Source organism: Xanthomonas arboricola pv. guizotiae, assembly GCF_002940205.1.
In the GTDB taxonomy this organism is placed as follows: Bacteria; Pseudomonadota; Gammaproteobacteria; order Xanthomonadales; family Xanthomonadaceae; genus Xanthomonas; species Xanthomonas arboricola_C.
On the sequence record NZ_MDSK01000003.1, the window covers coordinates 79,863 to 92,150 of the forward strand.

General features: G+C 66.8%; 8 protein-coding genes. 2 read left to right on the top strand and 6 right to left on the bottom strand.

All coding sequences use genetic code 11. The annotated features are described in order from the left end of the window. Positions 1-164: 164 nt before the first annotated feature. From XarbCFBP7408_RS02865 to ilvC, 5 genes are all read right to left on the bottom strand, one after another. Positions 165-1,727 (bottom strand): 2-isopropylmalate synthase, encoded by a 1,563-nt coding sequence (locus XarbCFBP7408_RS02865; RefSeq protein ID WP_104561216.1) that lies wholly within the window; start codon positions 1,725-1,727, stop codon positions 165-167. After that, positions 1,724-2,842 (bottom strand): threonine dehydratase, encoded by a 1,119-nt coding sequence (locus XarbCFBP7408_RS02870; protein WP_104561218.1) that lies wholly within the window; start codon positions 2,840-2,842, stop codon positions 1,724-1,726. Before XarbCFBP7408_RS02870 ends, XarbCFBP7408_RS02865 begins: the two co-directional genes overlap by 4 nt. Before the next feature lie 75 nt (positions 2,843-2,917). Continuing rightward, entirely contained in the window at positions 2,918-3,175 is a 258-nt protein-coding gene (locus tag XarbCFBP7408_RS02875; RefSeq protein WP_104561220.1) for an ACT domain-containing protein, read from the bottom strand. Next, positions 3,159-4,880, bottom strand: coding sequence for an acetolactate synthase 2 catalytic subunit (ilvG, locus tag XarbCFBP7408_RS02880; protein ID WP_104561222.1), 1,722 nt, complete (start codon positions 4,878-4,880; stop codon positions 3,159-3,161). Before ilvG ends, XarbCFBP7408_RS02875 begins: the two co-directional genes overlap by 17 nt. Before the next feature lie 42 nt (positions 4,881-4,922). Continuing rightward, positions 4,923-5,924 (bottom strand): ketol-acid reductoisomerase, encoded by a 1,002-nt coding sequence (gene ilvC / locus XarbCFBP7408_RS02885; RefSeq protein ID WP_104561224.1) that lies wholly within the window; start codon positions 5,922-5,924, stop codon positions 4,923-4,925. A gap of 642 nt (positions 5,925-6,566) precedes the next feature. Between ilvC and ggt the strand changes: the two genes are divergently transcribed. Both ggt and XarbCFBP7408_RS02895 read left to right on the top strand, forming a co-directional pair. Continuing rightward, positions 6,567-8,276, top strand: coding sequence for a gamma-glutamyltransferase (ggt, locus tag XarbCFBP7408_RS02890; protein ID WP_104561226.1), 1,710 nt, complete (start codon positions 6,567-6,569; stop codon positions 8,274-8,276). Between the two features lie 79 nt (positions 8,277-8,355). Next, positions 8,356-10,194: a methyl-accepting chemotaxis protein gene (locus tag XarbCFBP7408_RS02895; protein WP_181106155.1), complete on the top strand. Its 1,839-nt coding sequence runs from the start codon at positions 8,356-8,358 to the stop codon at positions 10,192-10,194. A gap of 9 nt (positions 10,195-10,203) precedes the next feature. Here the strand turns inward: XarbCFBP7408_RS02895 and XarbCFBP7408_RS02900 are convergent, their stop codons facing one another. Beyond that, complete coding sequence (locus XarbCFBP7408_RS02900; protein WP_104561228.1) at positions 10,204-12,177, bottom strand: prolyl oligopeptidase family serine peptidase; 1,974 nt, start codon at positions 12,175-12,177, stop codon at positions 10,204-10,206. Between the last annotated feature and the right edge of the window lie 111 nt (positions 12,178-12,288).

Sequence of the window (12,288 nt, forward strand, 5' to 3'; positions counted from 1 at the left end):
GCGGTCGGCGGCGCGGCGCCGCATCCGGTGTCGGTAGGTACACAGGCGCCCGCAGGAAGTCGACGCACTTGCAAGAAGGTTGGAACACCAAACACCAAAACCAAAACGGCCAGCAGATCACGCTGCCGGCCGTCAGGTTTGCATCGTCCAGCGAATGAGCGGTGTTACGCCACCGCAGCCGTCTTGCCGGCGACCACGCCACGCTCGCGCTGCCGCAGCAGGCGGTTGGCCACATCCAGCCATGCCAGGGCGCTGGCTTCGATGATGTCCTTGCTGGTGCCGGTGCCTTCGTATTCCACGCCGTCGTGGCGCACGCTCAGGCTGGCTTCGCCGCGCGCATCTGCGCCGATGCCCACGCTGTGCACCTGGTAGCTGTCCAATTCCAGCTTCACGCCCGTGGCCGAGGCCAGCGCGCCGAAGAGCGCATCCACCGGGCCATTGCCTTGCGCGGTTTCGGCCACGCGATTGCCTTCCGGGTCGGACAATTCCACCAGCGCATTGGCACGGCTGCCGACATCGCTGATGGTCATCGATGCCAGGCGGTAGCCTTCCTGCACGGTGACATCCTGCATCAAGGCCTGCAGGTCCGCGTCGGTGACCACGCGCTGCTTTTCGCACAATGCCTTGAACTGCTCGAAGACCAGTCTGACCTCCTCTTCCTCCAGCAGATAGCCCAAGGCACGCAGGCGCTGTTCCACCGCAGCGCGGCCGCTGTGGCGGCCAAGCACCATCTGCGAGGACTCCCAGCCCACGTCTTCCGGACGCATGATTTCGTAGGTGCCGCGATGGCGCAGCATGCCGTGCTGGTGGATGCCCGACTCGTGCGCGAACGCATTGCCGCCGACCACCGCCTTGTTGCGCTGCACCGGCATGCCGACCAGGCGCTGCAGCAACTGCGAGGTGGAGACGATGCGTGGGGTATTGATGTCGGTATCGATGTTGTAGAACGCACCACGCACCTTCAGTGCCATGGTGATTTCTTCCAGCGCGCAGTTGCCGGCGCGCTCGCCGATGCCGTTGATGGTGCATTCGACCTGCCGGGCGCCGCCTTCGATCGCCGCCAGCGAGTTGGCCACCGCCAGGCCCAGATCGTTGTGGCAGTGCGCACTGAAGATCACGGTGTCGGCACCTTCCACGCTGGCGATCAGGCGCGAGAACATGCCGCGGATTTCTTCCGGCGTGGTGAAGCCTACCGTGTCGGGCAGATTGATCGTGGTGGCACCGGCGGCGATCGCCACGCGCGCCACCTCGGCCAGGAAATCCTCTTCGGTGCGGGTGGCGTCTTCGGCGGAGAACTCGATGTCGTCGATATAGCCGCGCGCCAGCGTCACATGCTTGTGCACCGACTCCAGCACCTGCTCGCGGCTCATGCGCAGCTTGTGCTCGCGGTGCAGCGGGCTGGTGGACAGGAACACATGCAGGCGCGGATTGGCCGCCGCCTCCAGCGCGCGTGCGGAGGTTTCGATATCGGCCTGCAGGCAGCGCGACAGCACCGCCAGGGTGGGGCGGAGCAGTTCGCGGCCGATCATCGCGACGGCCTCGCGGTCGGAATGCGAACTGGCCGGGAAACCGGTTTCGATGATGTCCACGCCGAGTTCGTCCAGCGCGCGCGCCATCACCAGCTTTTGCTGGGGCGTCATGCTGCAGCCGGGGGATTGCTCGCCGTCGCGCAGGGTGGTGTCGAAAATTCGGATACGCGGGGTCTGGTTGGATACGGTCGTGTTCACCAGGAAGACTCCTCTACGGCGATGGCGGTGACAGGCGTTGAAGCGACTGCGGATGGGCGGGAAAGAACGGGTGTCTCGGGAAATGACTTGGCGCTGCGTTCGTTGCGAAGTCGCTCGGTATTGCGACGACGCGGCTTGCGTGGCGGCCGCGGCCGCACCTCGGACAAGAGTGTGGCCAGAACGGTTGCGTCGATATTACCGCCAGAGACCACCGCACACTTGCGTTTCCCCGAAACGCGGCGACCGGCGGCCAAGGCCAGCGCGCCAGCGCCCTCGGCGATGACGTGTTCTTCCAGGGCCAGGCGCACCAGCGTTTCGCGCAGTTCGGCCTCGCGCACGATCACCACATCGTCGAGCAGGCTCGAGCACAGGCGGCGGGTCAGAAAGCCGGGAATCTTGACCTTCACGCCGTCGGCCAGGGTGGGGACGGGAGCGATTTCGCGCAGATCGCCGCGGACGGCGCGCGCCATCGAATCGACCCCTTCCACCTGCGCGCCGACGATGCGCACGCCTTGCGATTTCAGCGCCAGCGCCACCCCGGAGGCCAGCCCGCCGCCGCCGATCGGCACGATCACCACGTCCGGCGCATGCGCCGCCAGCTCGATGCCGACCGTGCCTTGCCCGGCGATCACATCCGGGTCGTCGAAGGCAGACAGAAAGCGGTAGCCGTTCTGGTCGGCCAACTCGCGCGCGAACGCGAACGCCTCGTCGTAGCTGTTGCCATGCTGGCGCACGGTGGCACCCCAGTGGGCGACGCCGGCGATCTTGGTCTGCGGCGCGCCGTAGGGCATCACCGTGATCGCCTGCACGCCCAGCCGGTACGCCGACCACGCCACACCTTGCGCGTGGTTGCCAGCCGAGGCGCAGATCACCGGGCGCTCGTCGCCACGCTCCAGCCCCGCCAGCAACGCATTCAATGCGCCGCGCACCTTGTAGGAGCCGGTGCGCTGCAGGTTTTCCAGCTTCAACCACACGCCGAAGCGCTCGGCGTAATGCAGCGGCGTGGGCGACAGGTACTTGCGCAGACGGGCCTGCGCGGCCAGCACGTCGGCCACGCTGACCGCCACGTCGCCTACGTCTGGCTCCTGCGGGGAGGGGCGGCCGGAATCAGGCATTGCGGCACGCGCACGGCCGATCCGGGAGAAGACACCTCCGGACAGCGGTTTCATGCTCGCGCGAGGTCTGGGCGTTCACGCCGCGACCTCGACTGAGTCCAGCGCGGTGATCACCACCGCCTCGCAGTCGTAGACCTTTTCCAATTGCAGGCGCAGCGTTTCCGGCGGGCGGGAGCTGTCCACGTCCAGTTGCAGATGCCAGCGGCCGGCATCGTCCGGGGCGCTGGCGCCCTGGATGGCGTAGGGGCGGAAGCCGCGTCGCTCGGTCATGCCGAGCACGCGCACCAATGCGCCTTCGGCCGGCTTCAGCACCAGATCAAGCCGGTAACGCATGCGATGTCTCCTTGGCCGCATGTGCGGGATTGCTGTCCAGCATGGTGCTGTTGGCGTTGTTGGGCGGCACCAGCGGCCACACGTTGGCACGTGCGTCGATGGCCACATGCAGCAGGCCGGGGCCGGGTTGTGCCAGCAGGTCGGCCAGCGCGGCATCGACATCGCCGCGCGCGATGATGCGCTTGGCCGGGATGCCGAACACCTGCGCCAGCGCCGCAAAATCCGGGTTGTCGGACAGATCGATTTCGCTGTAACGCTCGGCGAAGAACAGTTCCTGCCACTGCCGCACCATGCCCAGCGAACTGTTGTCCAGCAGCACGATCTTCACCGGCAGCTTGCAACGCGCGATCGTCACCAGCTCCTGCACGTTCATCATGAAACTGCCATCGCCGGAGACCAGCACCACGGTGCGGTCGGGGCAGGCGAACTGCGCGCCCATCGCCGCCGGCAGGCCGAAGCCCATGGTGCCGAGCGCCCCGCTGGTGAGGTGATTGCGCGGATCGTTGAAGCGGCAATGCTGGGCCACCCACATCTGGTGCTGACCCACATCGCAGGCGATGATGGTGTCGGCCGGGGCCACTTCGCTCAGGCGCTTCAATAGCGCCGGCGCGTAGATATCGGTACCGGGCGCGTCGTAACGTGCGCCGAACTTTTCGCGGTTGGCAAAGCAGCGCGTGCGCCATGCCTGGCAATTGCCACGTGCTGCGCTCAGCGCTTTCAGACTGACCGCCACATCGCCGGGCACCGCGATATCGGCGGTGCGCAGCTTGGAGATCTCATATGCATCGGCATCCAGATGGATGACGCGTGCGAATGGTGCGAATTCGCTCAGCTTGCCGGTGGCCCGGTCGTCGAAGCGCGCGCCGACCACCACCAACAGATCGCATTCCTGGATCGCCATATTGGCCGCACGGGTGCCGTGCATGCCCAGCATGCCCAGATACTCCGGATGCGCATGCGGCAACGCGCCCAGGCCGCGCAAGGTCAGCGCGGTGGGAATGCCGGTGGCTTCGACAAAGCGCCGAAACGCCTCCACCGCACCGGCCAGGGCGATGCCACCACCGCCGTACACCACCGGGCGTTCGGCGCTGGCGATGGCCGCCAGCGCGTCGGCCAGTTTCGCATCTTCCGGAGCCGGGGGCGGCAGTACCGCCGCCGGCACATGATCGGGCAGATGCGAGGCGTCGGCGATCTGCACGTCCTTGGGCAGGTCGATCAGCACCGGCCCGGGGCGTCCCTCGCGCGCAATGCGGAACGCTTCGCGCACCACCTCCGGAAGCTCCTCCACACGCCGCACCAGAAAGCTGTGCTTGACGATCGGCATGGTCATGCCGAACACGTCCAGTTCCTGGAACGCGTCGGTGCCCAGCAATGGCGTGGCGACCTGGCCGGTCAGGCATACCATCGGCACCGAATCGAGCATCGCATCGGCGATGCCGGTGACCAGGTTGGAGGCGCCCGGGCCGGAGGTGGCCACGCACACGCCGACCCGACCGCTGGCACGGGCATAGCCGTTGGCGGCGAGCGCGGCGCCCTGTTCGTGACGGACCAGGATGTGCTTGAGCCTGGAATCCACCAGGGCGTCGTAGAACGGCATGATGGTGCCGCCCGGATAGCCGAACAGCGTTTCCACGCCTTCGGCTTCCAGGGCCTGCGTCAGCCAGCGCGCGCCGTTGCGGGGCGTGCTGTGTGCGGAGGTGTTCATGCGTTGCGGACCTTCGGTGTTAGCGGTGGGGGTGCGGCGGCATTACGCCGCTTGTTGATTCGCAGGTGCGGCAGCGGCCTGCTGTTCGCCGTTGAGCCACACCATCTTGGCGCGCAGCTTCTTGCCCACTTCCTCGATCGGGTGCTCCAGATCGGCCTGCTTGAACTTGGTGTAATTCGGCAGGCCGGCTTCGTACTCGGCCACCCAGTTCTTGGTGAAGGTGCCGTTCTGGATATCGGTCAGCACGTCCTTCATGCGCGCCTTGGTGCTGGCGTCGATCACGCGCGGGCCGCTGACATAATCGCCGTATTGCGCGGTTTCGGACACGAATTCCAGCATGCGGGTGATGCCGCCTTCGTAAAACAGGTCCACGATCAACTTCAGTTCGTGCAGCACTTCGTAGTACGCGATCTCCGGCTGGTAGCCGGCTTCCACCAGCACTTCGAACCCGGCCTGCACCAGCGACGAGGCGCCGCCGCACAGCACGGCCTGCTCGCCGAACAGATCGGTTTCGGTCTCTTCTTTGAAAGTGGTCTTGATGATGTTGGCGCGCGCGCCGCCCAGGCCGCCGGCATAGGTCAGCGCGAACTGCTCGGCCTTGCCGCTGGTGTCCTGGTAGACCGCATAGATGCACGGCACGCCGCGGCCGATCTCATATTCGCGACGCACCAGCGCGCCCGGACCCTTCGGCGCGACCAGCACCACGTCCAGATCGGCGCGCGGGGTGATCATGTCGAAATGCACGTTCAAGCCATGCGCGAACAGCAGGCAGGCGCCTTGCTTCATGTTCGGGGCGATGACCTCTTCGTAGAGCTTCTTCTGCACCATGTCCGGGGTCAGGATGGCGACCAGGTCGGCACTCTTGACCGCCTCGGCCGGCGCCACCACGGTGAAGCCGTCGGCCTGAGCCTTGGATTCGGTCGGGCCACCGGCACGCAGGCCGACGGTGACGTCGAAGCCGGAATCGCGCAGGTTCAGCGCATGCGCGCGGCCCTGGCTGCCGTAGCCGATGATCGCGATTTTCGGTTGGGTGTCGTTGCTCATGGAGTAGTCCTTGCGGGGTTGGCAGTGGGAAGAGGATCAGCAGGCAGCGTCAGCGGCTGGCCGGCCGACTAAGGCGGGGATGGACGACGGCACCGGCCACGCAGGCACTGCACCAGCGCAGTGGTCGGCGCGGGTAGGGCAGCTGCTGGCGATGTCGGTGATGTCGTTCATGTCATTCGAAACTTTTGGTGGTCCCTGAAACGCGAAACCCCGCGCCGTTGCCGGTGCGGGGTCTGATCGAAGCCTTGTGTGCCTGCTGCCTACACGAAGTCCCGTCCCGCACCGGTTGGCGAGGTAATAAGTACGAGCACGAGCAGCGACGCTGCCGACGCGCCTGTGGGCGCGGACACTGGGGCGTTCGAGGTGGTGTGGCGGTGCGACATGTGGCTGAGATAACCATCGCTGCAGGTGGGGTGTCAACCCTTGCGCATGAAACGGCCGCATCAATGGGCGCTGTGCCGCGCGAAACCGCGTGGCAGCAGCATGGTTGCTGTTGAAACCGCATCGCTGCAGGGCGGTGACGGGCGATGCGAGTCACCAAATGCGCGACATTTGTGCTGGCAGGCAGCGCTTGCCGAGCGAGGCGGCCCGACCCGCTGGTATGGTTGCCCACTCACCTGTGGTGTCCGGGGATCTATTGTCATGCGTCGTGTACCTGTGTTGTTGGTGTCTGCCCTGGCGCTGCTTGCGCCGCCCCTCAGTGCTGCCGACCGGATCACCGGGCAGCCGTTTGCCACCCGTTCGGAAGTCATCGCCCCGCATGCGATGGCAGCGACCTCGCAGCCGTTGGCCACCCAGATCGCGCTGGATGTCATGAAGAACGGCGGCTCGGCAGTGGATGCGGCGATTGCCGCCAATGCCGCGCTGGGCCTGATGGAGCCGACCGGCAACGGCGTCGGCGGGGATCTGTTCGCCATCGTCTGGGACCCCAAGACCAGCAAGCTCTATGGCTACAACGGCTCGGGCCGCTCGCCCAGGTCGCTGACCCTGGCCGAGTTCCAGCGCCGTGGGCTGAAGGACATACCGCCGACCGGCCCGTTGCCGGTCTCGGTGCCGGGCGCGGTGGATGGCTGGTTCGCGCTGCACGAGCGCTTCGGGCGCAAGCCGATGGCGCAGAACCTGGCCCCGGCGATCCGCTATGCCCGCGAGGGCCATCCGGTGGCCGAGACCATCGCCTATTACTGGGACCGCTCGGTGCCGCGGCTGTCGCAGTACCCCGGCTTCAAGGAGCAGTTCACCATCGACGGCCATGCTCCGCGCAAGGGCGAGCTGTGGAAGAACCCGAACCTGGCCAACACCTTGCAGCAGATTGCCGACGGCGGCCGCGATGCGTTCTACAAGGGCGACATCGCGCGCACCATCGGCGCCTATTTCAAGGCCAATGGCGGCTACCTGAGCTATGAAGATCTGGCCAGCCACACCGGCGAGTGGGTGGAGCCGGTGTCCACCCACTACCGTGGTTATGACGTCTGGGAGTTGCCGCCCAACAGCCAGGGTATCGCCGCGCTGCAGATGCTCAATATCTTGGAAGGCTACGATTTCTCCAAGATCCCGTATGGTTCGGCCGAACACGTGCACCTGTTCACCGAAGCCAAGAAGCTGGCCTTCGCCGACCGCGCGCGCTTCTATGCCGACCCCGCCTTCCAGCCGGCGCCGTTGACCAGGCTGGTTTCCAAGGACTACGCCGCGCAGCGCCGCGCGCTGATCTCGATGGACAAGGCACTCAAGGAAGTGCAGCCGGGCACGCCCAAGCAACTGGAAGAGGGCGACACCATCTACATGACCGTGGCCGATGCCGACGGCATGATGGTCTCGCTGATCCAGTCCAACTATCGCGGCATGGGCAGCGGCATGGCCCCGCCGGGGCTGGGCTTCATCCTGCAGGACCGCGGCGAGATGTTCGTGCTGAAAAAGGATCACCCCAACGGCTACGCGCCGGGCAAGCGGCCGTTCCAGACCATCATTCCCGCCTTCGTCACCAAGGACGGCAAGCCGTGGCTGAGCTTCGGGGTGATGGGCGGGGCGATGCAGCCACAGGGGCACGTGCAGATCGTGATGAACCTGGTGGACTTCCATATGAATCTGCAGGAGGCCGGCGACGCGCCGCGCATCCAGCACGAAGGCTCCACCGAGCCGACCGGCCAGGCCACCGCGATGAGCGACGGCGGCGAGCTCAACCTGGAAACCGGCTTCTCCTACGACACCATTCGCGCACTGATGCGCAAGGGCCACCGGGTGATCTTTGCCGATGGCCCGTATGGCGGCTACCAGGCGATCGCGCGCGACCCGGACAGCGGGGTGTATTACGGCGCGTCGGAAAGCCGCAAGGACGGGCAGGCCGCCGGTTATTGAGCAAGCGCCTGCGGTGCGCGGCGCCGCTCAATTGCAGCCGCAGTGCGCCGCTAATGATGGTGATGGATTAGGAATTCCCATGAGCTCGATGCAACAGCCCGACCCGCCGTCGCGAACGCACGCGACGCTGCTCCCCGATGCACCGGTCGCCCTGCTGCGGCTATCGGCCGAGGCCTGCGTGCTGGCCTGCAACCGTGCAGGCCTGGACGTCCTGGGCAAGACCGCCGACGAGCTGCAAGGCGCGCCGGCGTCGGTATTGTGGGGATTGCGCGCAGCCGATCTGGTCGGCGAAGACGGCGTCTGGGCGGCCCCGGGCGATGACCCGGCCCGGCGCGTGCGCTACGTGCGCGACCGCGAGCACGGTGGCTGGATGCTGTCGCTGCCGCATGTGGAAACCGCGATCCTGCTGCGCGAAGCCACCCGCCTGGCTGAAGACAGCCGGCCGGTACCGATCTCGCCGCTGCTGCAGCCGCTGGTGGCGCGCCTGCAGGCCGAGCACGAAGACCGCACCGTGCTGGAACGCACCGCCCTGGCGCTGGCCGGCTGCGAGCTGGAACTGCTGCTGCCGCCCGGTCTGGCGGAGACCGACATGGGGCGCCGGCTGCAGGCCGGCTTCGGCAATCTGGCCGAGGCGATCCGCCAGGCAGTGGCGTTGTCGGTGCAGATCGCCGCCGAAGTGCCGCCGCTGGTGGCCGAAAACGACGAGATGGTGCGTCAGTCGCAGGCGCAGACCGAAGCACTGGATGGCGCCCGCACGGCGGTGGAGCGCCTTGCTTCGAGCCTGCACGACGTCAATGCCGATCTGGCGCAGGTGATTGCGCTGGCCGCCAGTGCCGACGACAGCGCGCGTCAGGGCGTCGCCGCCGCACATGCGCTGGGCCAGGCCATGCACGAAGTGGAACGCCGCGCCGCACGTGCCGGCGAGGTCATCGAAGTCATCGACTCGGTAGCGTTCCAGACCAATATCCTCTCGATCAACGCCGGCATCGAAGCCGCGCATGCCGGCGATGCCGGGCGCGGGTTCGCGGTGGTCGCCACCGAAATCCGCCGCCTGGCCGAACGGGCGGCAGCGGCAGCGCGCGACGTGCGCGGGATCCTGGCCGAAACCAGCGCTGCGGTGGGCGAGGGCGCGGCCTCCGCGCGCGGCACCGAAGCGGTGCTCGATGGCATCACCCGCGTGCTCGGCCAGGCCAGCAGCGCGATGACCACGGTGGCCGGGCGGATCCAGGCACAGGACAGCGAGATCCGCGGCATCGAACGTGCCGTCGATGGCGTGGTGGCGCTGGGGCGCAGCAACCTGCAGCATGCCGCGCATGTGGCCGAACGCAGCGAGGCGCTGGAGCGCGGTACCGAAACGCTGCGCGATTGCGTGGGCCTGTTCCGTCTGCCGGCCGATCCGCTGACAGTGCCCCGGCACGCGCGCGTCAAGGAACTCGCCGTGGCGACCGCCGCGCGTATCGGTACAGCCCTGACACAGGCCATCGCGCGCGGCCAGATCGACGAAGCGGCGCTGTTCGCCCGCACCTACACGCCGATTGCCGGGGTGGAGCCCGCCAAGTTCAGCACCGACTTCGATGCGCTTTGCGACCAGGTGTTGCCCGCCCTGCAGGAGCCGTTGCTGGATGCGCATCCCTGGATCGTGTTCGCCATCTGCGCCAATCCCGACGGCTACGTGCCTACGCACAATCTGCGCTTCACCCAGCCGCTGACCGGCGATCCCAAGCGCGATCTGCTCGGAAACCGCACCAAGCGCAAGTTCACCGACCGCGTCGGCCGCAGCGTGGGCGCGCACACCGACCCGTATCGCCTGCAGGTCTACCGCCGCGACACCGGCCAGATCATGTTCGACCTGTCGGCCCCGATCTACGTCGGCCGCAAGCACTGGGGCGGTTTGCGGGTGGGCTATACGCTGGAATAGCTTGCGTGGTCACTGCGGCGCAGCGGATGCGGCACTGGACGTCGCCGCCGCGAGGTTGCCACCCAGCTGCTCGGCCAGAAAGCGTTCGAGGGTGCGATAGAACGTGACCTGATTGGCCTCCTTGTAGAAGCCATGCCCTTCCTTGGCAACGGCCATCCACTGCGGCGCGTTGCCGCTGCGCGTCAATGCCGCGCGCAGGCTCTTGGCCTGTGCAAACGGGGCGCGCTCGTCCTCTTCGCCGTGCACGAGCAGCACCGGCACCTTGATGCGGTCGGCCAACATCACCGGGGAATGCGCGGCCAGTTCGGCGGCATCACGGCCGATGGCGCGCTCCAGATAATTCAGGCCGTACTCGCTGCGATTGATGTCGCCCTTGCTGTACATCATCTGCAGATCGTAGATACCCGCCACGCCGACCGCGCAGCGGAACAACTCCGGCGCCTTGACCTGCACCATCATGGCGGCATACGCACCGAAACTGGCGCCATAGCTGCAGATGCGCGCCTGATCGGCGAGTCCCTGGCCCACCGCCCAGCGAACGCCATCGATCAGATCGTCCTGGATGCGTTCGCCCCACTGACGATACCCGGCGCGCTCGAACCGGTTGCCACGACCCTGGCCGCCGCGATAGTTGACCTGCAGCACCAGATACCCGCGGCTGGCCAGGAACTGGGCGTCGGTATCGAAGGCCCAGCCATCGCCATCCGCATGCGGGCCGCCGTGCGGCAGCAGGATCATCGGCAAGCGCACCCCGCTAGCGGCGGTGCCGGGAACGGTGAGCACGCCGTCCAGGGTCAAGCCGTCGCTGGCTTGAAAGCTCACCATGCGCCGCTCGCTCATCTGCGCCGCCTGCAATGCAGTGCGTGCCTTGACGACGAGTTTGAGCGTATTGCTCGGCCGGTCGAAGACGTACCACGCTCCGGCATCGCGGTCGCTGTAGGCCCGCAGCAGCAAGCCATTGCCGTCCTCGGTGAAATTGATGAAGTCCACGTACTGGCCGGCCAGGGTCTGGCTCAGGCTCCGGTGCAGTTGCGCTTCGGCGGTGTCCTGCCCGAAATAGCGCAGTGTCGGCCGCCCTGGTCCCAGTCGTGCAGCAAACGGCGTTTGCGGCGCCGGACCCCATTGCAGGTCGTCCACGCTGTAGAACGGGTCCGATGCGAGCACGCTGCGCTGCTGGCCATCGGGATCGGTGGCTACCAGGACTGCAGGGCCGCCGGCCTCGCTGTACCAGCCATAGAGGCGGCCCGGCTGGCGCGCGAATGCGATCGGTCGCCAGTTGGCCTGGACCTGGGTCATCGGCGACCAGCCATTGCCCGATCGGCGGAACAGCAAGGGGTTATCGTTGTCGTCGCTGCCGTACGCGTAATGCGCCACGCCATCGCGGTCGAGCACGAAGCGCAGATCGGGGACGTCGATGTCGGCCATCAGCCGATGGGTGGTGGTGTTGGCGTCGACGTCGTAGAGCATCGAATGGCGCGAGTCCAGCGACAGACGCCGCATGTAGAAGTGCCCGTTGCGGCGACTCGGCAGGCCCTCGATATAGCCGAATCCGCGCTCCAGACCGGCATTGCGGGTGCTTTGCAGGTAGCCATACACATAGCGCTGATTGCTGCCATCCAGGTCGGTGGCGATGATCTCGCCCATCGGCACGGGCTCTTCCAGCGAGCCGAGTTTGCGCCCCTTGCCGATCACCAGCCGGCGGTCGCTGACCCAGGCAATGCGCACCGGCAATTCATAGCGCGGCAAGCGCAGCATGGTGGTGGATTGCATGCCGGCGATGCGGTAGACCACCAGCGCATAGTTGCCATCGCCCAGATCCGCGCTGACCGCCAGATGCTTTCCATCGGGTGACATCGCCGGCGAGGAGATCGGACCGGATTCGACGAACGCCTCGACAGGCGGCGGGGAGGCGGCCTGCGCGGGCCCTGCAAACAACCCCATCAGCAGCACTGCTGCCCAGCCACACCGGTGCATCCCCTGCATCTGCGTCGTCCATCCCCTGTTTCACAGAACGATAACGAACCGGCGATGGCTGTGGCAAGTAGGTCGCAAAAAAAAGCCGCCGAAGATCGGCGGCAGGGAGAGAGAGCAGGT

Excerpts from the sequence above, each read along its gene's own strand:
- ilvG (WP_104561222.1), bottom strand. The coding sequence starts at position 4,880 with ATGAACACCTCCGCACACAGCACGCCCCGCAACGGCGCGCGCTGGCTG.
- XarbCFBP7408_RS02870 (WP_104561218.1), bottom strand. The coding sequence starts at position 2,842 with ATGCCTGATTCCGGCCGCCCCTCCCCGCAGGAGCCAGACGTAGGCGAC.
- XarbCFBP7408_RS02900 (WP_104561228.1), bottom strand. The coding sequence starts at position 12,177 with ATGCAGGGGATGCACCGGTGTGGCTGGGCAGCAGTGCTGCTGATGGGG.
- XarbCFBP7408_RS02895 (WP_181106155.1), top strand. The coding sequence starts at position 8,356 with ATGAGCTCGATGCAACAGCCCGACCCGCCGTCGCGAACGCACGCGACG.
- XarbCFBP7408_RS02875 (WP_104561220.1), bottom strand. The coding sequence starts at position 3,175 with ATGCGTTACCGGCTTGATCTGGTGCTGAAGCCGGCCGAAGGCGCATTG.
- ilvC (WP_104561224.1), bottom strand. The coding sequence starts at position 5,924 with ATGAGCAACGACACCCAACCGAAAATCGCGATCATCGGCTACGGCAGC.
- ggt (WP_104561226.1), top strand. The coding sequence starts at position 6,567 with ATGCGTCGTGTACCTGTGTTGTTGGTGTCTGCCCTGGCGCTGCTTGCG.